This window comes from Tsuneonella sp. HG222 (assembly GCF_053819185.1).
Window position 1 is genome coordinate 1,600,011 of sequence record NZ_JBSOQZ010000001.1, and the last position, 20,072, is coordinate 1,620,082.

19 protein-coding genes and 1 tRNA gene are annotated in these 20,072 nt (G+C 66.8%); 6 read left to right on the forward strand and 14 right to left on the reverse strand.

Features of this window, described 5'->3' with window-relative positions:
* Positions 1-59: 59 nt before the first annotated feature.
* On the reverse strand, positions 60-1,637 hold the full coding sequence (locus ACWPMZ_RS08005) for an amino acid permease (RefSeq protein ID WP_455703479.1): 1,578 nt from the start codon (positions 1,635-1,637) through the stop codon (positions 60-62).
* A gap of 133 nt (positions 1,638-1,770) precedes the next feature.
* On the opposite strand from ACWPMZ_RS08005, the gene panB reads away from it, so the two are divergent.
* Both panB and ACWPMZ_RS08015 read left to right on the forward strand, forming a co-directional pair.
* Positions 1,771-2,640: a 3-methyl-2-oxobutanoate hydroxymethyltransferase gene (gene panB / locus ACWPMZ_RS08010; RefSeq protein ID WP_455703480.1), complete on the forward strand. Its 870-nt coding sequence runs from the start codon at positions 1,771-1,773 to the stop codon at positions 2,638-2,640.
* 72 nt (positions 2,641-2,712) lie between these two features.
* The gene (locus ACWPMZ_RS08015) at positions 2,713-3,786 is read left to right on the forward strand and encodes a DUF475 domain-containing protein (RefSeq protein WP_455703481.1); all 1,074 of its coding nucleotides are present in this window, start codon (positions 2,713-2,715) and stop codon (positions 3,784-3,786) included.
* Here ACWPMZ_RS08015 and ACWPMZ_RS08020 read toward each other — a convergent pair.
* From ACWPMZ_RS08020 to ACWPMZ_RS08045, 6 genes are all read right to left on the reverse strand, one after another.
* Complete coding sequence (locus ACWPMZ_RS08020; protein ID WP_455703482.1) at positions 3,704-4,723, reverse strand: bile acid:sodium symporter family protein; 1,020 nt, start codon at positions 4,721-4,723, stop codon at positions 3,704-3,706. The genes ACWPMZ_RS08015 and ACWPMZ_RS08020 overlap by 83 nt on opposite strands.
* 121 nt (positions 4,724-4,844) lie before the next feature.
* Positions 4,845-6,635, reverse strand: coding sequence for a tetratricopeptide repeat protein (locus ACWPMZ_RS08025; protein WP_455703483.1), 1,791 nt, complete (start codon positions 6,633-6,635; stop codon positions 4,845-4,847).
* The gene (prsR, locus tag ACWPMZ_RS08030) at positions 6,619-7,995 is read right to left on the reverse strand and encodes a PEP-CTERM-box response regulator transcription factor (RefSeq protein WP_455703484.1); all 1,377 of its coding nucleotides are present in this window, start codon (positions 7,993-7,995) and stop codon (positions 6,619-6,621) included. The genes ACWPMZ_RS08025 and prsR overlap by 17 nt, the downstream gene beginning before the upstream one ends.
* A complete protein-coding gene (prsK, locus tag ACWPMZ_RS08035; RefSeq protein ID WP_455703485.1) occupies positions 7,992-10,088 on the reverse strand; it encodes an XrtA/PEP-CTERM system histidine kinase PrsK in 2,097 nt (698 codons plus the stop codon). The genes prsR and prsK overlap by 4 nt, the downstream gene beginning before the upstream one ends.
* Positions 10,085-11,470 carry a TIGR03013 family XrtA/PEP-CTERM system glycosyltransferase gene (locus tag ACWPMZ_RS08040; protein ID WP_455703486.1) on the reverse strand — a complete coding sequence of 462 codons (1,386 nt, stop codon included), beginning with the start codon at positions 11,468-11,470 and terminating at the stop codon, positions 10,085-10,087. Before ACWPMZ_RS08040 ends, prsK begins: the two co-directional genes overlap by 4 nt.
* Positions 11,471-11,610: 140 nt before the next feature.
* A complete protein-coding gene (locus tag ACWPMZ_RS08045; RefSeq protein ID WP_455703487.1) occupies positions 11,611-11,892 on the reverse strand; it encodes a hypothetical protein in 282 nt (93 codons plus the stop codon).
* 131 nt (positions 11,893-12,023) lie between these two features.
* On the opposite strand from ACWPMZ_RS08045, the gene ACWPMZ_RS08050 reads away from it, so the two are divergent.
* Both ACWPMZ_RS08050 and ACWPMZ_RS08055 read left to right on the forward strand, forming a co-directional pair.
* The gene (locus ACWPMZ_RS08050) at positions 12,024-12,500 is read left to right on the forward strand and encodes a hypothetical protein (protein ID WP_455703488.1); all 477 of its coding nucleotides are present in this window, start codon (positions 12,024-12,026) and stop codon (positions 12,498-12,500) included.
* A gap of 52 nt (positions 12,501-12,552) precedes the next feature.
* Positions 12,553-13,170, forward strand: a complete 618-nt coding sequence (locus ACWPMZ_RS08055) for a nuclear transport factor 2 family protein (protein WP_455703489.1) — start codon at positions 12,553-12,555, stop codon at positions 13,168-13,170.
* On the opposite strand, the gene ACWPMZ_RS08060 is transcribed toward ACWPMZ_RS08055, so the two are convergent.
* From ACWPMZ_RS08060 to efp, 4 genes are all read right to left on the reverse strand, one after another.
* Entirely contained in the window at positions 13,171-14,994 is a 1,824-nt protein-coding gene (locus ACWPMZ_RS08060) for an SLC13 family permease (RefSeq protein WP_455703490.1), read from the reverse strand.
* 26 nt (positions 14,995-15,020) lie between these two features.
* Positions 15,021-15,104, reverse strand: a tRNA-Leu gene (locus tag ACWPMZ_RS08065).
* Between the two features lie 46 nt (positions 15,105-15,150).
* Positions 15,151-15,972, reverse strand: coding sequence for an inositol monophosphatase family protein (locus ACWPMZ_RS08070; RefSeq protein ID WP_455703491.1), 822 nt, complete (start codon positions 15,970-15,972; stop codon positions 15,151-15,153).
* Positions 15,973-15,982: 10 nt separating this feature from the next.
* Entirely contained in the window at positions 15,983-16,546 is a 564-nt protein-coding gene (efp, locus tag ACWPMZ_RS08075; protein WP_455703492.1) for an elongation factor P, read from the reverse strand.
* A 105-nt stretch (positions 16,547-16,651) separates the two neighbouring features.
* Here efp and ACWPMZ_RS08080 point away from each other — a divergent pair, with 105 nt between their 5' ends.
* Positions 16,652-16,996: an elongation factor P gene (locus tag ACWPMZ_RS08080; RefSeq protein ID WP_455703493.1), complete on the forward strand. Its 345-nt coding sequence runs from the start codon at positions 16,652-16,654 to the stop codon at positions 16,994-16,996.
* On the opposite strand, the gene ACWPMZ_RS08085 is transcribed toward ACWPMZ_RS08080, so the two are convergent.
* From ACWPMZ_RS08085 to thiE, 3 genes are all read right to left on the reverse strand, one after another.
* The gene (locus tag ACWPMZ_RS08085) at positions 16,993-17,625 is read right to left on the reverse strand and encodes a M23 family metallopeptidase (RefSeq protein ID WP_455703494.1); all 633 of its coding nucleotides are present in this window, start codon (positions 17,623-17,625) and stop codon (positions 16,993-16,995) included. The two genes, ACWPMZ_RS08080 and ACWPMZ_RS08085, sit on opposite strands and share 4 nt — an antisense overlap.
* Before the next feature lie 5 nt (positions 17,626-17,630).
* Positions 17,631-18,839: a L,D-transpeptidase family protein gene (locus ACWPMZ_RS08090; RefSeq protein ID WP_455703495.1), complete on the reverse strand. Its 1,209-nt coding sequence runs from the start codon at positions 18,837-18,839 to the stop codon at positions 17,631-17,633.
* A gap of 76 nt (positions 18,840-18,915) precedes the next feature.
* On the reverse strand, positions 18,916-19,539 hold the full coding sequence (gene thiE / locus ACWPMZ_RS08095; RefSeq protein WP_455703496.1) for a thiamine phosphate synthase: 624 nt from the start codon (positions 19,537-19,539) through the stop codon (positions 18,916-18,918).
* A 92-nt stretch (positions 19,540-19,631) separates the two neighbouring features.
* Here thiE and ACWPMZ_RS08100 point away from each other — a divergent pair, with 92 nt between their 5' ends.
* Positions 19,632-20,033: a hypothetical protein gene (locus ACWPMZ_RS08100; RefSeq protein WP_455703497.1), complete on the forward strand. Its 402-nt coding sequence runs from the start codon at positions 19,632-19,634 to the stop codon at positions 20,031-20,033.
* Positions 20,034-20,072 lie beyond the last annotated feature (39 nt).

Below are 20,072 nucleotides of genomic sequence, written 5' to 3' on the forward strand. Positions count from 1 at the left end.
GTCCGTCACGCGCGTAGGGGGCCGCCTTTTTCGGAAGGCGGCCCCCTTTTGTATTGCGGTCAGTTCTTCGGCGGATCGACCGGGATCATCGTGTGCTCGCCCTCGATATCGTCGACCACTTCGACGATCCCGCGCCCAAGATGGCTGCGGCTGCGGCTGTATCCAAAATAGATCAGCAGGCCGAGGAGGCCCCAACCCGGCAGGAACAGCATCGCCGTGAACGGCAGGTTGACGAACAGGAACACGCATCCGACGATCGTGAAGGGTACAATGATCCACACGGCCGGCACGCGGAAGTGGCGCTTGCGCGTAGGATCCTTGCGCCGCAGGACCAGCAGGGCGATCCCGACCATCATGAAGGCATAGAGCGTGCCCGCGTTCGAGATGTCAGCCAGCTGGCCAACCGGGAAGAACGCCGCGCCCACCGCCACGATGCCGCCGGTGACCATCGTCACGATGTGCGGGGTGCGGAACCTGGGGTGCACCGTGCTGAGCTTCTCCGGCAGCAAGCCGTCGCGGCTCATCACGAAGAAGATGCGGGTCTGACCGTAGATCAGCACCAGGATGACCGACGGCAGCGCAAGGAACGCCGCCACCCCGAGCATGTTGCCGACGCTGGAGAAGCCGATGGTCCGCAGCACGTGAGCAAGCGCCTCGTTGGAGCAAACCAGTGCTTCCGCGTGCTCGGGCAGAGCGCACTGCCGCGCCAGTTCTTCCGAACCGGCCGGGAAGGGAATGCCGTCCGGCCCCATGATCGGCTGCCCGCCAAGCGTGCCAATCGCACCGGCGGCCACGAGGATGTAGAACACCGTGCAGAACAGCAGGGAGGCGATCAGGCCGATCGGCACGTTGCGCTGGGGGTTGATCGTTTCTTCGGCGGCGGTGGAGACGGAATCGAACCCGACGTAGGCGAAGAAGATCGTCGCCGCCGCGCCCACCGCGCCGACGCCGAGGCCCCACTGGCCGAACACCCCGGCCGGAAGGAACGGGTTGAACTTGCCGGTATCGAATTCCGGGCTGCTGAAGGTCAGCGCGATGAACACCGTCAGGGCAACGACCTTGATCAGCACCAGCACGGCATTGAACTTGGCGCTTTCGCTCGTGCCGATAACCAGCAAGCCCGTGACCAGCAAGGCGATGCACAGCGCCGGCAGGTTGATGAAACCGCCCGGCGCTCCGCCAAAGGCGAGCGGACCTGCCGCCAGCCAGGCTGGCAACTGCACGCCCATGAACTCGGTTAGAATCGTGCCGGAGAAATAACCCGACCAGCCGACGGACACTGCCGCGGCGGCGATGGCATACTCCATGATCAGCGCCCAGCCGACCGTCCAGGCGAGAATTTCGCCCATGCTGGCATAGCTGTAGGTATAGGCGCTCCCCGCGACCGGGATCATCGAGGAGATTTCCGCGTAGCACAGCGCCGCTGCAATGCAGATCAGGCCGGCGATCGCGAACGCGAGCATGAGACCCGGTCCCGCCTTCTGCGCGCCGGCGGCGGTGAGTACGAAGATGCCGGTTCCGATCACCGATCCGATGCCCAGCAACGTAAGCTGGAACCACCCGAGCGACCGGTGAAGCGACTTCTTTTGCGCGGTCGCAAGAATGGCGTCCAGCGGCTTGACCCGTTCGAACAACATAGAAATTTCCCTCATTCGGCGGCCTGATTAGGCTCCGCCCCTTGAATGCTCGAGAGGCTAGCGCCTGAGGGCGGCAATACAAGGCGCAATCTGCGGGGTTTCCCCGGCCTTCCGGGGCGCTTACAACGCCGGCATGTCCACCACCTTCCAGCTCGACACGTCCACGAGCCGCGCCAATCCCACGCCCCAGCCGATGAAGCGCCTGACCGTGCCGGCGCTGCGCAACCGCAAGGTGGACGGCAACACCACCGAACCGCTGGTGATGCTGACCGCCTATACCGCCCGCCAGGCGCAACTCCTCGATGCGCATTGCGATCTCCTGTTGGTCGGCGATTCACTCGGTCAGGTAATTTACGGCCTGCCGTCCACGGTGCCGGTAACGCTCGAGATGATGGTGAACCATGCCGCGGCCGTGGTGCGGGGCAGCTATCACGCGGTGGTCGCGGTCGACATGCCGTTCGGCAGCTATGAAGCTTCACCGGCGCAGGCGTTCGAAAGCGCTGCCCACCTGCTGAAGGCGAGCGGTGCAGCCGCGGTCAAGCTCGAAGGAGGTGCCGCAATGGCGCCCACGGTCGAATTTCTCGTCCAGCGCGGAATTCCCGTGATGGGCCACGTCGGGCTGACGCCGCAGGCGGTCAACGTCCTGGGGGGATACGGCGCCCGCGGACGCAGCGAGGGCGAAGCTGAAAAGATCGTCGGTGACGCGGTAGCGCTCGACCAGGCGGGCGCCTTTGCCATCGTGATAGAGGGGGTCGTCGAACCGATCGCCATCGCCGCAACCGAGGCGGTCGCCTGCCCCACGATCGGGATCGGCGCGTCGGCGCGGTGCGACGGGCAGGTGCTGGTGACCGAGGATATGCTCGGGATGTTCGAACGGGTCCCCCGCTTCGTCAAACGCTACGAGGATATCGCCGCGACGATCTCGGCGGCGGCCCAGCGCTACGCCGGCGAGGTCCGCGACCGCTCCTTTCCCGGCGAGGACCAGCTTTACCAGGCAAAGTGAAACTCGCCTCGCTTGCGAGCGGGCCGCAACTGGCCTAGCGCGCAGCACGATTTACAGCAGCAAGGTCCGCGCATGGCCACCATTCGGCAGTTCTACGGGTTCTCCTTAATCTTTACCCTGATCTGCCTCGGGCTCGGGGGGTGGTACGGATGGTCTTCGACCGGTTCTGCCAGCGCGACCGCGCAGATGCTGTGGATCATCTTCGTCCTGTCGATTCTCGAGATTTCGCTCAGCTTCGATAACGCGGTGGTCAACGCCTCGGTGCTCAAGGACATGGACGAGGTCTGGCAGCGGCGGTTCCTCACCTGGGGCATCGCCTTCGCGGTCTTCGGAATGCGAGTGGTTTTCCCCCTCGCCATCGTGGCCATTGCCGCCGGCCTGGGGCCGCTCGAGACCATCGACCTGTCGCTGAACGATCCCCGGCGCTACGAGGAGATCGTCAATTCGGCGCACGTCGGCATCGCCGGGTTCGGCGGCGCTTTTCTGGCCATGGTTGGCCTCAAGTTCTTTTTCGATGGCGAGAAGGACGTTCACTGGATCCGTTTCATCGAGGAACGGCTCGCCCGGTTCGCCGCTCTCCCCGCGGCCGAAATTGCGATCCTGCTGCTGGCCCTGTGGGGCATTTCGGCCATGCTCGACCCGGCAGAAGCGCTCACCTTCCTCGTTGCCGGCATTCTTGGTCTGGTGACCTTCATCGCGGTCGAAGGGGTCAATACCATCCTCGAACTGCGCGAGGAGAAGCTGCGCATGGCCGGCGCCGTGGTGCGCAGCGGCCTTGGCGGGTTCCTCTATCTGAACATCCTCGACGCCAGCTTCAGCTTCGACGGGGTGATCGGCGCCTTTGCCCTGTCGAACAACATGATCGTCATCGCCCTGGGCCTGTCGATCGGCGCGATGTTCGTGCGTTCGATGACCATCCACCTGGTCAAGAAGGGCACTCTGGCAGAGTACCTCTATCTGGAACACGGTGCCTTCTGGGCTATCATCGCGCTGGGCGCGATCATGCTGCTGTCGGCCAAGTGGCACATCCCCGAAACGATCACCGGCCTGATCGGCGCGGTGCTTATCGGTCTGTCGCTGTGGTGGTCGATCCGCCATAAGCGGAAGCATCAGGTAGATCCGACTGACGCCGTGCGAGGCGACTAGCCAAAGGCGCGCTGATCACCAGCTGCAGCAGGTGATAGACCAGCACCGGCAATAGCACGAGGCCGGCGGTCCCCGCGGGGAACAGCACGCTGGCCAACGGCGCACCCATGGCGATCGATTTCTGGCCGCCCGAGAACAGGAAGGCTGCGCGATCGCGTAACGAGAGGCGCGACGCGCCCGAGACCAGCCACGCGCCGCCGAAGGCCACGCAGAGGAAGAGCACGATGGCGGTGGTCAGGACGATCCAGTCCTGCGGGCCGACACGGCTCCAGAGCCCCTCCTCGACCGCTCCGGAAAAGGCGACGTAGACCGCAATGGCAATCGCCGTCCGGTCCATCCACGTCGCGACCTGGCGGTGGTCCCTGACAAGATGGCCGAGTTTGCCCTGCGCCACCTGTCCGATCACGAATGGTAGCAGCAGGATCAGTGCAATCTTCTCGAGCGCGGCGAGATCGAAGGGCGCCGCCGCGCCGCCGGCCAGGGCGGCGAACAACGGGGCGGTGATGAACACGCCGAGAATGTTAAGCAAGGCCGCGGCCACGACCGAATTCGCCACATTGCCCCCCGCCAGGGAGCAGTAGGCGGTCGCGGACTGGACCGTCGACGGCAGTGTGCCCAGATAGCAGAACCCCAGCGCGACCAATGGCGGCAACCACCCCGCCAGGGCATGCGACAAGCCCCATCCGATCAGAGCCATCGCGCCAAAGCACCACAGGACGAGCGGCAGCAGGAAGCGTACGTGGCCGATGCCGCGCAACACCTCCGCACGCGGCAGACGCAACCCGTTCAGCAGGAAAAGCAGGAAGACCGCCCCGTTCGAAACGCCTTGCGCGACCGGTCGCAGGGACGCGCTGACCGGCAGGACCGAGGCAAGCACGATCGCAGCCAGCAGCAGCCGCACCAGCGGGTCGGTGCGCGCGATCAGCTCACGAACCATGTTGGCCCCGTGTGCTGCCCGCAGTCTTCGGTCCTGCAAGGTTCGGCCCGTGTCTTGCTCGATTCGTCCATCGCAGCCTGCGTAGGATGGCCAGCCCTTCGCAGGACAGCGGAAAGTGCCCTTAGTTCATTGCCAGTGCCGTGGGCGGCGAGCTTTGCCGTGCCTTGGCCAGCAGCATGTCCGCACCTTTCGCGCCCGATGCTTCGAGCGCATCGGCCAGTGCCCCGGCGATCTGCGGATTCCAGCGCTGCAGCGCATAGGCGCGCCGTGCAGATGCGAGCGCCCCTTTGGTGTCGCCGGCGCGGAGTTTCAGCCTGGCCAGTTCGCCGAACAGCCGGGCATCGCGCTCCCGCCCGAGCGCAACGGTCTGCTCGAGCAGCGAAATGGCTTGTGGCCAGTTGCCGTCTTCCGCGACCTGCCTGCCGGCCAGCGCGGCGAGCGTGGAGTTCTGAGGGCTTTGCCGGTGCGCCCGGATGAGCAGGTCGCGCGCCGCATCGGATCGCTGCGCGGCCTTCATCGTCCAGATGATCCGCTCGACCAGTTCGGAATTCATTCGCACCCGCGCCGCCGACTGATAAGCCGCCATTGCCGGCCCCGGTTGTCCTGCCAGCAAGGCGGAGTCGCCGATCAGCGTTTCGATGTCGACCGACCCCTTGTAGCGTTCGTTGACTTGGGCGGCGAAGGCGCTGGCCTCGGTAAACTGCCTTCCGGCTACGAGGTAGCGCAACCGCGCCACGACCACGCCGGGCTGGTCGGGGTCGTTGGCCCAGCGATACATCTCCAGCTCGTCGTGCTGGTCGAGCGGCATGGCCTCCACGCCTTCTTCGGACGGGCGCCCCGCCCGGTCCAGCCAGTGCGCAGCTTCGGCGCGCATCCCGCGCTGTTCGTACGCGCGACCCAGCAAGGTCAGCACATAGGGGGACGCGGTCGCCCGGTCGGCCAGCGGGAGCAGGTAATCGATGGCCTCGCCGGCGCTGTCGGAAGCCATCAGCGCGCGCGCCAGAAGGATCGTGGCCCGTTCGTTGTCGGGTTGCCGCCGGACGACCTCGTCGAACTTCTCGACCGCCAGGGCTGCGCGCCCGGACCGGAAGTCGAGAATGCCCTCCAGGACAAGCCCGGCAGGCGTGTCGCCCACCTCGTCCGAGGCGCGCCACAGCAGGCGGCGGGCAAGATCGTTCTGGCCCGCGCGCGCGGCAAGCACCGCCTGGAGGTAATAGCTGCGCGAATAGCCCGGTTCGAGCTTGGTCATCGTGCGGACCACCGCCAGCATGGCGGAATAGCGCCCCGCCTCGCCCAGGGTCGCCGCGTAGTCGCCCAGCAGGTCGACGTCCTTGGGGGCGACCTCGATCGCCCGTTCGAACCACGGCAGCGCGGCAAGCAAACCCTCGGAATCGCGCACCAGTTGCGCCTGCATTGCCAAAGCCGCGGGATCCTTGGGATCGATCTGCAGCGCGCGCGCCACCGCATTGCGTACGACGTGCTGCTCGCCCGCACGATAGCGCAGCCGCGCTATGTCGACCCAAACACCCGCGCTGCGCGGGTTGGCCGCCAGCGCCCTTTCATAGGCGTCGAAGGCGGCGCCAAAGCGATCGCGCGCCGCGTTGAGGCGGCCCAGCGCGCGGAAGCCGCGCTCGGCGCTGGCCCTGTCGAATTCGCCCGGCTCGAGCCAGTACAGCGCGTCGCCTTCCTTGCCCTGCAGGGCGAAGGCCTCGCCCATGTAGGCTGCCACCGCGGCGCGCGCGGCGCCTGCGTCCATCGCGCGGCGGGCGGCGACTTCGGCCGCGATGCCGTCCCCCGCCTCGATGGCCTTGCGCGCATCGGCCAGCGGATCCTCCGCCGGCGCGGCGATTGCCGGCAGCGCGAAGGCCAGCAGGATCGCGGCAAGCAGGCGCCTGTCAGGTCTGCAGGTCATATTGCTTGAGCAGGTCGTAGAGCGTCGGGCGGCTGATACCGAGCAGCCGGGCGGTGTTCGATATGTTGCCTTCGCTGCGGGCGAGCGCGTGGCGGATCATCCGCCGGTCCGACTGCTCGCGCGCCGACTTGAGGTTCAGCATCTCGGCCTCGGCTCCCTCGGCACCGTCGAGATCGAGATCCTCGGCGGTGACCAGCCTGCCGTCGGCCATGATGACCGCGCGCTTCACGCGGTTTTCCAGTTCGCGCACGTTGCCGGGCCAGGGCCACCCGTCGATCGCCGCCAGCGCGTCGGCCGAAAAGCCGGTGACCTGCGGGTTCATCTCGGCCGAGAAGCGATTGAGGAAGGCCTTGGCGAGCAACGTGGCATCCCCCGGCCGCTCGGCCAGGCTGGGGATTTTTACGACGATCTCCGCCAGGCGATAGAACAGGTCCTCGCGGAAGCGGCCTTGCGCGATCATCGCCTCGAGATCCTGGTGCGTGGCGCACACGATCCGGGTGTCGACCGCGATCGCGCTGCGGCCGCCGATCCGCTCGATCGTCCGCTCCTGCAGAAAGCGCAGCAGCTTGACCTGCAAGGGCAGCGGAATGTCGCCCACCTCGTCGAGGAAGAGCGTGCCGCCGCTGGCCAGCTCGATCTTGCCCTCGGTGGTCTTGATCGCTCCGGTGAAGGCGCCCTTCTCGTGCCCGAACAATTCGCTCTCGAGCAGGTTTTCCGGGATCGCCGCGCAGTTGATCGCCACGAAGTTGCCGTCGCGCCGATCGCTCGACTGGTGCAGGCCTCGGGCGAGCAGTTCCTTGCCGGTCCCGCTGGCGCCGAGCAGCATGACCGAGACGTTGGTGTTCGCCACGCGCTCGATCGTTCGCGCGACGCGGGTCATTTCGGGAGCCGCTGTGATCAGCCCGCCGAGCACGCGGTTGCCCTCGCCCGACTTCTCGGCCAGCGCGCGGTTCTCCTGCTCGATCCGGTGCAGGTTGAGCGCACGGCGCACGATCAGGCCGAGCTGCTCGATATCGACCGGCTTCTGGTAGAAATCGTAAGCGCCGCGTTCGATTGCGGTCAGCGCGCTCGAACGGGCACCGTGGCCGCTGGCGACGACGACCTTCGTATCGGGCTTAAGCGCCATGATCTCATCGAGCACGGCAAAGCCTTCGGTCGTGCCGTCAGGATCGGGCGGCAGCCCTAGGTCCAGCGTGACCACCGCCGGCTCCTCGGCCCGCAACGCGGCGATGGCGCTGGCACGATCGCCGGCGATGATCACCTCGAAATCGTCATACGCCCACTTGAGCTGCGCCTGCAGGCCCGGATCGTCCTCGACCACGAGCAGCTTGGGGAGCTTGGAACATGGGTCGGCCATCATGCCACCTTTGCTTCAGGAAATTCGCTTGGCCGCGCGTCCGATCGGGCGGCGGGAAGATGCACGACGAACCGGGTGCCCAGGCCTTCGCGGCTCTCGACATCCAGCTTCCCGCCCATCGCGCGGATCATCTCGCGCGCCTCGAAGGCGCCGATACCGAAACCGCCGGGCTTCGACGATTGAAACGGCTTGAACAGGCGGGTGCGGACGAACTCGGGGCTCATGCCCTGCCCCGAATCGATCACCTCGATGCGAACCTGCTCCCCCTCGGCGCGGGCATCGAGCAGGACCGCGGCATTGGCCGGGCTGGCCTCGACCGCATTCTGCACCAGGTGGATCAGCGCCTGCTCGAGCGCCTCCGGCTGCGCTATCACCGCCAGGTCCTCGCCATCGAGCGCGACGATCTTGTGCTGGGCCGCATAGCGCCCGGCAAGCTCACGCAGAAGCGACTGCACCGGCACCAGGCCCGCTGCCTCGCCCCCTTGCGATCCGTATCGGCCGAGGCGCGCGAGCAGTCCGTTCAACTTGTCGGTGCTGTTCTTGAGGGTCACCAGCATGTCGGCCCGGAATTCCGGCTTCTCGGCATGCCGTTCGGCGTTGCGGGCGAGCAGCGAGAGCTGGCTGGCGAGGTTCTTGATGTCGTGCATCACGAAGGCGATGCGGCGATTGAATTCCTCGAACCGTTGGGCGTCGCCCAGCGCGTCCTGACTCGCTTCCTCGGCAAGATAGCTGGCAAGCTGCCGGCCGATGACCCGCAGGAGATCGAAATCCTCCCAGTCGAGCGTGCGGGCATAGGCTGGCCGGGCCAGCACCACCGCGCCGACGAGCCGCTCGTAATGGATCAGCGGAACGACAGCCCAGGCCTGGCCGTGGTCCTCGATCCACTGCGGCACGAACCGCGCGGGCAGGCCGTCGCGCTGGCCGGCCCGCCAGTGGTCGATGGCGAGGATGTACTGCGTTTCGGCCAGGAACGCGGCGCCGTCCTCGCTCAGCGCCTCGGCAGGCACCATCGCGTCGGGCCACTGCCAACTTGCCGCTAGCGACAGCGCGCCGTCCTCGCCGGCTTGCAGGAGAAGCCCGGCCGGGCTGTCGGTCACGTCCGCCACCGCCTGGATCACGCGCTCGCGCAAGGGCGGCGCTCCCGCGCCGGCGCGGCCCATCGTGCGGGTGAAGCGCAGCCATTCCTCGCGGTAGTCGTAGCGGTGCTTGAACAGGTGCTTGGCGGCCATGACCTTGAGCCAACCACGCACGCGCTTGGAAGGCAGCAGCACCAGCGCCAGCGCGCTCGCGGCGACGAGGAACGCCATCTGCACCAGACCGAGCGAGTCGCCGCCGGCGGCCGCGATACCCTGGAACGCAGCCACAAGCAGCGCGAAATAGCCGAGGATGACGAGCAGCGAGAAACTCTGGAATGCGACCGAGCGCGAGGGGCTGAAAGCCATCGGCCGCTCGCGGCTCATCGCGCCCAGCGCGAAAAGCGCGGCCATGACCAGCGGCGCCAGCGCCCGCAGGTTCGCCATCAGCGGCGGTGTGCCACCGGCGAGATAGGTCACCGCAAAGAGGTTGAGGTCGTAGAACCACATCGCCGCCATGGCCGCGGCGGGCCAGCGCAAGGCTTCGCGGGCCGAGGGGCTGGCGCTGGCGTAGAGGTTGTGGACCAGGACCAGCGCGCCGATGCAGAACATCACGCGGAAGGCGACGCCAAGGCGGACGATCTCCTGCGCCAGTTCGACCGACCTTTCGCCCGGAGCGGCGAGCGCGAGGGCAACCTGCATCATGCCCACGAAGCCCAGCGCCATCACCACCGGGCGGATCGGCCCCAGGCGTTCGTGCCGCCCGTCGATGGCGAACATCCGGTACAGCGCCCAGAGCCACGCGAGATAGGCGAGCGAGAATGTTGCCCTGCCCCACGCGGCTTCGGGCCCGAAGAGGGGTCGCGCGAGGGCCCAGCACGCCATCACGACGAAAGCGAACGCGCTCGCCTGCCAGCCACGCGCCGTCTGCTCGCGCCGGCTCGCCAGCCACACCGCCATGACCAGCGCGGCAATGGCAGACAGGAGGTAGGCGGCCAGCGTCAGGTTGGCGGCCAGGCTCATCGCGCCCCCTCGGGCCAGATGACCACGCGCAGGGTCTGCAGCAGGATGAGCAGATCCAGGAAGGGCGTGTAGTTCTTGGCGTAATACAGGTCGTATTCGAGCTTGGCCCGGGCATCCTCGACCGACGCGCCATAAGGGTAATTGATCTGCGCCCACCCGGTGATGCCCGGCTTGACCATGTGCCGCTCGGCATAGAACGGCAGCTTTTCTTCCAGGTCGTCGACGAAAGTGGGGACTTCAGGGCGCGGGCCGACGAAACTCATCTGCCCCCGCAGGACGCTCCACGTCTGCGGCAGTTCGTCGATCCGCACCTTGCGGATGAAGCGGCCCAGGCGGGTCACGCGTGGATCGTCCTTCTGCGCCCACTTCGCGCCGTCCTTCTCTGCATCGGTGCGCATCGAACGCAGCTTGATGACGTCGAACGGCTCGCCATAGAGGCCCACGCGCTTCTGGCGGAAGAACGCCGGCCCCCGGCTGTCGAGCCGGACCAGGAGGGCGAAGAGCGCGATCACCGGGAATGTCAGCAACAGCAGCAACCCGCTGGCGACGACATCGAACACCCGCTTGAGGAAGCTCGAGATCATCCGCCCGGACGAAAAGCCGTCGGAGAAGATGAGCCAGCTCGGATTGAGCGTGTCGAGGTCGACCCGGCCGGTCTCCCGCTCCATGAAGCTGGAGAAGTCGTTGACGTGGACCCCCGCCGTCTTGACCCTCAGGAGGTCCTTCAGCGGCAGCGCGTTGCGCCGTTCCTCGAGCGCGAGAACGACTTCGGTCACCCCGAGATCCGCCACGTATCGCGACAGATCGTCGATGGCGGACCGTGGAACGGCTTCCGGCAATGCCCCCTGCCCGCCGATCATGTCGACGAAGCCGAGGACCACGAAACCGCTCTCGGGCCGCGCCGCAAGCTGCTTGAGACGCCCGGCGCGCGAACCGGCGCCCAGCACCAGGATGCGGCGGCGGAAGGCCGCGTCACCCAGCAAGCGCCCGACGACCAGGCGGTTCGCCATCAGCATGGCGATGGCCAGGCCCATCGCGTAGAACAGCGTCGAGCGCCAGTACGTCTCGCCCGGAAGGACGAACTCGACAAACGCCAACCCGATCACCGCCAGGCTGACGCCGACCAGGAGACGCGCACAGGCAAAGCGCATCGAGCGCAGCGCCTCGCTGCCGTAGGTGCCGACCGCGATCAGCGCCGTCTCGGTCACGACGGCGAAGACGAGCAGCGCGGGCAGGCGGGATACGAACGCGCCGGCATCCGTCCCGATCTGCTCGGCACGCCAGGTCCACCCGAGCTCGTTCGCCAGCAACAGCAGCGCGAAGTCGATCAGGCCCAGCAGCAGAACGGCATGCGGGATGTAATGCTTGAATAGGCGGATCATCGCTCCCACCGGCGGCGCCCGCCAACTGTAGCGAGCCCCGCCGCATTACCGGCGAGAGGTGAAATGTCGGTAAACTTTACAACGGGCGCCTAAACCCGGGAAACGCCGTGACTTTCGGGCCCCGGGATTGGCTTGCAACCTCAGTTGGCGACGTTGTCGGCCACGTCTTGAGCGGCATCGCCGACTTGCTGCGCGGCATCGCCCACGTTGTTCGCCGCTTCGGCCACGGCATTGTCCTTGTTGGCTTCGGCCCCGCCCATCGAACTGAAGATGTAGAGACCGGCGATGACGGCCACGAGCAACACGATCGCGATCAGCCAGCCCCCGCCGCCCCCGCGACGTTCGCCGTCGGTAATGACGGTATGGGTCGTATGGGTATCGCCGGCGGGCGTATGCACTTCGGTGATGCGTTCTTCGGTCATCGCGGACAACTCCTCATGTTTTGCGTCACAACGGTTGTTTTCCGCGGCGAGTTCCCCGGTTGATGGTAAAGCGGATTTAACCACGTCTCCTTCCCGGCCCGTAACCGGGGGGAGGCTAAGGCGGCTGGGCGATGAGCCACCGCTTCAAGAAAAAGACCCCCACGACGGTCATGTACCGCCACTTCGCGGCGATCACGCTTGCGATCACCGTGCTGCTGGCGATCTTCGCCGACGGGGAGAAAGCCGGGGCCGTGGCTGGGGGACGCGAGGCAAAGCCGCTCGAATACCAGGCCGCGAAGGCAAAAGCCCCGAAGCCGGTCGCTCCGCCGCAGGAAACGGGCGGCGTGTGGGGCGTGGACGTCGGCATTTCGGGCCTGCAAGCGCCGCAGACCACGGGGACCGTCGCCGCCTACATGCCAGCCGAGGTACGCGGGCTTGCGGGCCGCTACTCGCCCGAATTCCTCGCCAGGCTCAGCCCGGAAGAGCGCGAAGGGTTGCTGCAGGCGATGGCAGAGAACGGCGCCGACGACCCGGCAGCGGGTGAAGCACGGACCGATGCGGTGTTGCGCGATTCCCTGCGGCGCAGCGGATCGGCCGGCCGCGAATAGCTCGCGCCTTCGGCAAGTCCGCGCTAGGCCGGGACGTCCGAGGGAGTGGAGCATGAATCAGGAAGATAGGATCGCGCAGCTCGAGGCACGCCTCGAAGCGGTGGAGCGCATGGCGCAGGGGGCACAGGACCAGCTGGACGTCGCCAATCTGCAGCGCATCTATGGCTATTACGTCGACAAGAGCCAGTGGGAGCAGGTCGCAGACTTGTTCGCGCGCGATGCCGTGCTGGAGATCAACGGCCGCGGACGTTTCGTCGGACACGAGCGGATCCGCGAATACATGCGCCATTTCGGCCCGCCCAAGGACGGGCTGCTGATGAACCACATGCAGTTGCAGCCGGTCATCCACGTCGCCGACGACGGACAAAGCGCCAATGGCCGCATCCGCGCGCTGATGATGGTCGGCCAACTGGGCGATCATGCCATGTGGGGCGAGGCGATCTACGAGAACGAATACCTCAAGGAAGACGGCGCCTGGAAGATCGCGCGGCTCAAGGCATGGCAGGTGTTCTACACGCCCTACGAAAAGGGCTGGGGCGTCGAAGTCAGCCCGCTGCTCAGCGAATTCGGCGACTTCCCGCCCGACGAGCCGATCGAGCCTTATCCCGTCTATCCGGAATACTTCTGCCCGCCCTATCACTACCGCAATCCGGTGAGCGGGAGGGACTGACTACAGGTCGTAGGTCCAGACCAGCAGCGTCGACAGGGTCACGACCATCAGCAGCACCAGCGGCACGCCCGTGCGGATATAGTCGCCGAACTTGTAGTCGCCTTCGGCCATGATGAGCATGTTCGTCTGGTAGGCGACCGGTGTGGCGTAGCACAGGTTGCACCCGAACAGCACGGCCAGGACCAGCGGCTCGGGCGTCATGCCGAGCTGATGGGCAATGGCAAAGGCGATCGGGGTGCCGACCGTTGCCGCGGTAGCGTTCGATGCGAAGTTGGTCAGCAGCGTCACGAACAGCATGATGGCCGCCAGGACCCCGGCCGGCGGCAAGTATTGCAGCCCCATCGACAGCGCCTGACCCATCCACGCCGCCGCACCGGTTTCCAGCACCAGGCGCCCGATCGCTATGCTCGCCGCCACCAGCACGATGACCTTGGCCGAAAGGGCACGCCCCACCCGGTCGAACTTCACGCATCCGGTCACGAACATCAGGATCGCCCCGCCCAGGGCGGCGATGGCGATCGGCAGGAAGCCTACCGATGCCGTGCCGACCGAACCGAGCATGATTGCCGCCGCCAGCAGGGCCTTCGACCGGCGCGGCACTTCCCGCACGCCTTCGAGCCTGAGCAGGCTGTCGGACGTGGCAAAGTTCTGCAGCGGGGCGCCCAGCCCGGTGACCAGGAGGACGTCGCCTTCCGCCATGCGGACTTCGCCCTCGGGATCTTCGTTCGGCCGCGACAGCAGGCTCTTGGGCTTGTGGATGCCGAGGACGGCCACGCCGTAACGGTCGGCCACACCCGAAGTGGCGAGGGTCCGGCCGACGAGGCGCGAATCCGCGGTGACGACCATCTCGACCACCTGCACGTCTTCCCTGGTCTCGCTGGAGTCGCGGCGAATGCGGTCGAGCACCCAACCCGGGGCGACCTGGCCGCGCAGGATGCGCAGCGCATCCTCCAGCGCGTCGTGCGTTCCCGAGACCAGCAGCCGCTGCCCTTCCTCGAAGGTGCCGGGCGGCCGCTCCTCGAACTTGAAATGATCGGGCAGCCTGCCCGCCACCTCGTCAAAATGCTTGCCGACGAGTTCGCTTCCTTCCGTCACCCGCAACTGGGTCACGAACCGGCGGTGGAGTTGCATCTGCTCGGGCGTGTTGTCGCGCAGCAGGCGCGGCATCACCAGCCAAAGGTACGGCAGGGCGACGAGCGCGGCGATCGCGACGATCGGGGTGTAGTGAAACACCCCGATCTCCCGCATGCCCAGATCGCGCGCGATCGAGACGACGAGGATATTGGTCGAGGTGCCGATCGTCGTGGCCATGCCGCCGATCAGGACCGCGGCGTTGAGCGGGATCAGCGTCTTGGATGCCGGAAGACCGCCACGGGCGGCCAGCCCCACGAAGATCGGCAGCAGGAGCACGAGCACCGGGGTGTCGTTCACACCCATCGACAGGGCCATGGCGATCACCAGCGACACCAGCAGGCCGATCTGCTGGTTGAAGCGGAACACCCGCTCGAGCACCCGCGCCGCCGGTTCGAGCGCGCCGGTCACGACCAGGCCGCGCCCCATCACCATCAGCGCGCAGATCGTTATCAGCGCGTAGTGGCCGAAGCCGGAGAAGGCGAGTGCGAGGCCGTCGGTCGGATTGGAGTGCGGCAGGGGGAAGAAATACATCCCCACCGCGATCACGGCGATCGTGAGCAGCGAGACGATTTCTGCCGACATCCGCCCGCGCGCGAAGCCCACGAACATCGCCAGGGTCACGAGCATCGCGGCCAGCGCGTGCGGTGAGGGAAAGGGGATCATGTCCGCAGGGTCACAGACCCGGGCCACGAACACAAGCGATCTGCCAAAACGGATGGTACCCCTGGCCGGACTCGAACCGGCACTTCAAAGAAACTCGATTTTGAGTCGAGCGCGTCTACCAATTCCGCCACAGGGGCCCCGGAAGGTCCCGCGGCGTTAGCCGAGGGATCGGGGTGAAACAACCTAAGCTTTGAGCGCCGTGACCACCGCCTTGTGCAGGCGCGAATGGAGCGGATCGTTGCCCGCCAGGACCTGGTCGGTGCAGATTTCCAGCGAGCGCCCGCGGTAGTCGGTGACGAAGCCCCCCGCCTCGCGCACCAGCAGGCAGCCGGCAGCGGTGTCCCACGCGCTCAGCCCGCTTTCCCAGAACCCGTCGAACCGCCCCGCGGCGACCCACGCGAGGTCGAGCGCGGCCGAGCCGAAGCGGCGGATGCCGGCGACCTGCGGCCCCACTGCGGAATAGATTTTGGCCCATTCGCCGAAATCGCCATGCCCGCCATAGGGAATGCCCGTGGCGATCAGTGCATCGGACATGGCCCGGCGCGAGGATACGCGCAGCCGCCCGTCGTGCAGCCAGGCGCCGCGGGTCTTCTCGGCCCAATAAGTCTCGTCGGTGACCGGCTGGTAGACGACCCCCGCCGTCACCTCGCCCCAGCCCGACCCGTCGAGCTTGGGCTCCTGGCAGGCGATCGAGATCGAGAAATGCGGAATCCCGTGGAGGAAGTTGCTGGTCCCGTCGAGCGGATCGACGATCCAGCGCGGCTTGGTCGGATCGCCTTCGATCGTCCCGGCCTCTTCCATCACGAAGCCCCAGTCGGGCCGTGCATGGAGCAGTTCGTCGTAGATCGTCCGCTCGGAGCGCATGTCGGCCTTGGAGACGAAATCGGCCGGGCCCTTGCGGCTCACCTGCAGGTGCTCGACCTCGGCGAAGTCGCGCCGCAGCTTGCCGCCCGCCTTGCGCGCGGCTTTCTCCATCACACGGATCAGGCCTGAAACGGCTGCCATCGTCTAACCCTCAGCCCGCCTTGCCGACGTAAGCCTGTTCGTAGACGTCGACCACAATCCGCGTGCCGCTCTCGATGTGCGGCGGGACCATGATGCGCACGCCGTTATCGAGGATCGCCGGCTTGTAGCTGGACGAGGCGGTCTGCCCCTTCACCACCGCGTCGGCCTCGACGATCGTCGCCTCGACCTGCGAGGGGAGCTCGACCGAGATCGGCTTTTCCTCCCACAGCTCCAGGCTAACCTGCATGCCGTCGGTCAGGAAGGCGCGGGCATCGCCCAGCAGGTCGGCCGGCAGCGTGATCTGTTCGTAGGTGTCGCCGTCCATGAAGACGAGCTGGTCGCCGTCCTCGTAGAGGAACTGGTAGTCCTTGGTGTCGAGCCGCACCTTCTCGATCGTGTCGGCGCTGCGGAAGCGCACGTTGGTCTTGCGGCCGTCCTGCAGGTTCTTCATCTCGACCTGCATGTACGCGCCGCCCTTGCCGGGCTGCGTGTGCTGGATCTTGGCCACCTTCCAGATGCCGCCTTCGTATTCGAGAATGTTGCCGGGACGGATGTCCACGCCGGAAATCTTCATGGCCGATGCCTTCAAGAAATGGGGGGTCAAAGAGCTTGTGGGATTGGCGCGGCCCCTAGCCGACAGTTCATGCAAGCGCAACGCACCCGTGCTATGGGCGCGGTCATGCGCGCTGTCCTGATCCTCGTCGCCGCCCTTGCGGCCACCCCGCTTCTCGCCAAGGGCGAAGTCGATACCGCCAACCGCGGTGCCTACACTTGCGAGATGCCGGGCGATGCCGCGGGGCTGGCGGGCAATCCCCAGCCGGACAAGGATTTCCGCATCCGCAGCGCCAGCCGCTACAAGTCCGAACAGGGCGACGGCGTTTACCTGCGGCAGGGCGACACGATCCGCTTCACCAGCGGGCCCCGCGCCGGGGAAGCCTACAAGATCGTCAGTTCGAACATGGTCCGGCGCCTCCAGCCAGACGGGACGCCCGGCCGCCTGCGCTGCATCAGGACCGGGCGCTAGCCGCTGCTGCCGATGAGCAGCGGATAGGGATTGATCGCGGTCGCAGGATCGTACCACGCGGCATCGGGCGCGATGCGCATGATCGCGAAATGCAGGTGCGGACCATCGGGGCTGGCATTGCCGGTCGACCCCACGGTGCCGACGGGATCGCCCCGCGCCAGCTTCTGCCCTTCCTTCAGACCCGGCGCGTAACCGTCTAGATGGGCGTAATAGTAGATCGTTTGCCGATCGGGCGAGCGGACATAGACCGTCTGCCCGCCGGCCTCCGACAGGAAGAGCTTCTCCACCGTCCCTTCGGCCGCCGCGACGACCGGCGTGCCGCGTGCCGCCATGATGTCGATCGCATCGTGCAGCCGCGCCCCGTCGGCGCGGCTGTCGGTGAATGTATCGGTCAGCTGGTCCGCGGCCACGCCCGCGACCGGTATCACATAGCTGCCCGCCGCTTGCGCGGCGGTCGAACCCGCGAGCGCGGGATTGTCAGGCCGCGCCGCCCCCGGGCTACCGGCTTGGGGAGGTGACGCGGTGTCGACCGTGTTCGAGCGGACGAAGCCGCTGCCAAAGACGATCCACGCCGCGGATGTCAGCGTGGCCGTAACCGCGATCGTCAGAAGCCGGTCGAGAAATCGCATAGGCGTCAGGCCTGGAAGACGACTTTGGTTTTGGTGTCGACCATCTCGGCCAGGCGCGCGGCATCCCAGTTGGTCAGGCGCACGCAGCCGTGGCTTTGCGTTCGCCCGATCGTTTCAGGATTGGGCGTGCCGTGGATGCCGTAATGCTCCTTGGTCAGATCGATCCAGACGACGCCGACCGGCCCGTTAGGTCCCGGCGGAAGCTGCTGCTTGTCCTCGGTGTCGGGCACGTCCCAGAACAGTTCCGGATCATAGGCGAACGGCGGATTGTGCGCCACGCCGGTGATCCCCCAGTTACCCAGCGGCAACGGATCGTTGCTCGATCCCGTGGTGACGGTGAACATGGCGACGAGCTTGCCGCCCGCGTCGTAGCCCTTGAGCCAGCCTTCGGACTTGTCGACCACGACACGGGTCACGTCGGGCTGCACCGTGCCTACGCCGAGCGAGGCGAGCGTCTGCTGCCAGGTCTTGTCCTGCACGCTGTCGCCCTCGATCGTATCGGCGCCCACGTTGGGAACGCGGATTTGCTGGCCTGCCCGGAAAAGCGACTGCGGTGCCGCCCCTTGCGTGCCGCTCGCCGTGGGGGACGGCGTGGGCGTCGCTGCGGGCGTTGCCGTGCTTGCCGCACCCGCCGGCGTTGCCATGCCCGCCGGGCGGCCACCGGGATTGAGCATCCGCAAGACCTCGACCGTTGTGTGGAAGCGTTCCGCCAGTCGCTCGTCGAGCGATTCGTAGCCGAGCCGCTGCATCTTGGCCTGGTCGGCCGGGCTATCGGGGACCGCCTGATAGGTGGAGCTACCCCAATCCTGGGGAATCGTCACGACGCGGGTCGCCGGGATGTTGCTCCAGCGATCGACGATGGCCTTCGTTTTCTCGTCCAGCTTGCCGGTAACCTCGAGCGAGTTGGCTTCCTGCAGGCCCTTGAGGGCGTTCTGCGTGCTCATGCCCATCTTGCCGTCGATCACGCCCGGGCCGAAGCCCTGGCGATCAAGCACGACTTGGAGCTGCATGTCCGGCCGCTCCTGCGAATCGGGAATGTCGATGCTGGCCCGCTCTCCCATCGCCGGATCGTTCGAGCGCATGGCATCGGCGCCGTTGGCATCGACCGACGCCTGATCGGCGGCGGCGGATTCTTCTTCCGCCTCGCGGTCGGTGCCGTTGAGGCCGCAGGCGGCCAGGGCCAAAAGCGAGGCGGCGGCGATAAGGTTCTTCATGTGGACTCCCGGTGTATCGGGGCGACCCGCCCCATGTCTCCGGGCATGAACGGCCGAGTCGGCAATTCTTTCCGCGTCAGGCGGCGGCGCCTGCGATCGCCGCATGAAACGCGCGCACGGCAGCAGCCTCGTCACCGCCCCAGACGGAATGGCTCACGGCGAGGAAATCGGCCCCGGCAGCAACCAGCGGACCGCAATTGGCCGGCGTGATGCCGCCGATCGCCACGCAGGGGATCTCGAACAGCGACTGCCACCAGCCGAGGATCTCCGGTTCCGGCCGATGCTCGCTGGCTTTCGTTTCGCTGGGGTAGAACGCGCCGAACGCGACGTAGTCCGCGCCGGCATCGCCTGCCTCCATCGCCAGGTGGCGGCTGGCATGGCACGTCACCCCGATCTGCGCCTCACGCCCCAGTGCGGCGCGCGCTTCGGCAACCGTGCCGTCCTGCTGGCCGAGATGGACCCCGTCGGCGCCCAGTCGCTTGGCCAGTGAAATGCTGTCGTTTACGATGAAAGCGACGTCGTTATCGGCGCAGATTTTCATCAGTGGCTCTGCCAGACGCGCCGCTTCGTGCTGGTCCACGTCCTTCACACGCAGCTGGAACGCCGCCACCCCGCCCGCGCCAATCGCGCGCTCGAGCCGTTGGGGAAACGCCGCGGACACGTCGGGCGGCGAGATCAGGTAAAGCTGGGTTGCAGGCACGGCCGCCTCCTATCGCCGTGCGCGGCCCACGCCAAGCGTTACGGCGCTTCGGCATTCAGGAAACCGACAGCGGCGGAGGCGTTTGCAGGGGCATGACCAGACACATTGCCCTTGCCGCCCTCGCCCTGTCCGCGCTCTCGCTCGGCGGCTGCGTCATGGTGCCGAACGCTCCCCTTGTGGAGGGAACGCCCGTGGCGGAAGGGACCGCCGTGCCCCTTGGCCAGCCCGTGCGTGCCGGCGATCTGGTGGTCACGCCGATGAAAGTGGTGGAAGACAGCCGCTGTCCGGAAAATGCCCGCTGCGTCTGGGCCGGGCGGCTGATCGTGAGCACGCGCATCGACGGCGCCGGCTGGCGCGACACTGCCAACGTCACGTTGGGCGAGACATATGGCACGCATGGCCGGGTGATAGCGCTGGTTTCCGGACTGCCGGAGAAGAGCGCCGAGCGCGAAACCGCGCCCGGCGAATATCGCTTCGTCTACGAGACCCGCTAACCCTTCCCCCGGTCCGACCGGCGGACGCGGGGGAAAAAT

What these genes read in the sequence shown, in the direction of transcription:
- efp (WP_455703492.1), bottom strand. Translation starts at nt 16,546, where the DNA reads ATGAAGATTTCCGGCGTGGACATCCGTCCCGGCAACATTCTCGAATAC.
- ACWPMZ_RS08090 (WP_455703495.1), bottom strand. Translation starts at nt 18,839, where the DNA reads ATGAAGAACCTTATCGCCGCCGCCTCGCTTTTGGCCCTGGCCGCCTGC.
- ACWPMZ_RS08045 (WP_455703487.1), bottom strand. Translation starts at nt 11,892, where the DNA reads ATGACCGAAGAACGCATCACCGAAGTGCATACGCCCGCCGGCGATACC.
- ACWPMZ_RS08070 (WP_455703491.1), bottom strand. Translation starts at nt 15,972, where the DNA reads ATGGCAGCCGTTTCAGGCCTGATCCGTGTGATGGAGAAAGCCGCGCGC.
- ACWPMZ_RS08055 (WP_455703489.1), top strand. Translation starts at nt 12,553, where the DNA reads ATGAATCAGGAAGATAGGATCGCGCAGCTCGAGGCACGCCTCGAAGCG.
- prsK (WP_455703485.1), bottom strand. Translation starts at nt 10,088, where the DNA reads ATGAGCCTGGCCGCCAACCTGACGCTGGCCGCCTACCTCCTGTCTGCC.
- ACWPMZ_RS08100 (WP_455703497.1), top strand. Translation starts at nt 19,632, where the DNA reads ATGACCAGACACATTGCCCTTGCCGCCCTCGCCCTGTCCGCGCTCTCG.
- ACWPMZ_RS08080 (WP_455703493.1), top strand. Translation starts at nt 16,652, where the DNA reads ATGCGCGCTGTCCTGATCCTCGTCGCCGCCCTTGCGGCCACCCCGCTT.
- ACWPMZ_RS08015 (WP_455703481.1), top strand. Translation starts at nt 2,713, where the DNA reads ATGGCCACCATTCGGCAGTTCTACGGGTTCTCCTTAATCTTTACCCTG.
- ACWPMZ_RS08025 (WP_455703483.1), bottom strand. Translation starts at nt 6,635, where the DNA reads ATGACCTGCAGACCTGACAGGCGCCTGCTTGCCGCGATCCTGCTGGCC.
- ACWPMZ_RS08040 (WP_455703486.1), bottom strand. Translation starts at nt 11,470, where the DNA reads ATGATCCGCCTATTCAAGCATTACATCCCGCATGCCGTTCTGCTGCTG.
- panB (WP_455703480.1), top strand. Translation starts at nt 1,771, where the DNA reads ATGTCCACCACCTTCCAGCTCGACACGTCCACGAGCCGCGCCAATCCC.
- ACWPMZ_RS08005 (WP_455703479.1), bottom strand. Translation starts at nt 1,637, where the DNA reads ATGTTGTTCGAACGGGTCAAGCCGCTGGACGCCATTCTTGCGACCGCG.
- ACWPMZ_RS08020 (WP_455703482.1), bottom strand. Translation starts at nt 4,723, where the DNA reads ATGGTTCGTGAGCTGATCGCGCGCACCGACCCGCTGGTGCGGCTGCTG.
- prsR (WP_455703484.1), bottom strand. Translation starts at nt 7,995, where the DNA reads ATGATGGCCGACCCATGTTCCAAGCTCCCCAAGCTGCTCGTGGTCGAG.
- ACWPMZ_RS08085 (WP_455703494.1), bottom strand. Translation starts at nt 17,625, where the DNA reads ATGCGATTTCTCGACCGGCTTCTGACGATCGCGGTTACGGCCACGCTG.
- ACWPMZ_RS08050 (WP_455703488.1), top strand. Translation starts at nt 12,024, where the DNA reads ATGAGCCACCGCTTCAAGAAAAAGACCCCCACGACGGTCATGTACCGC.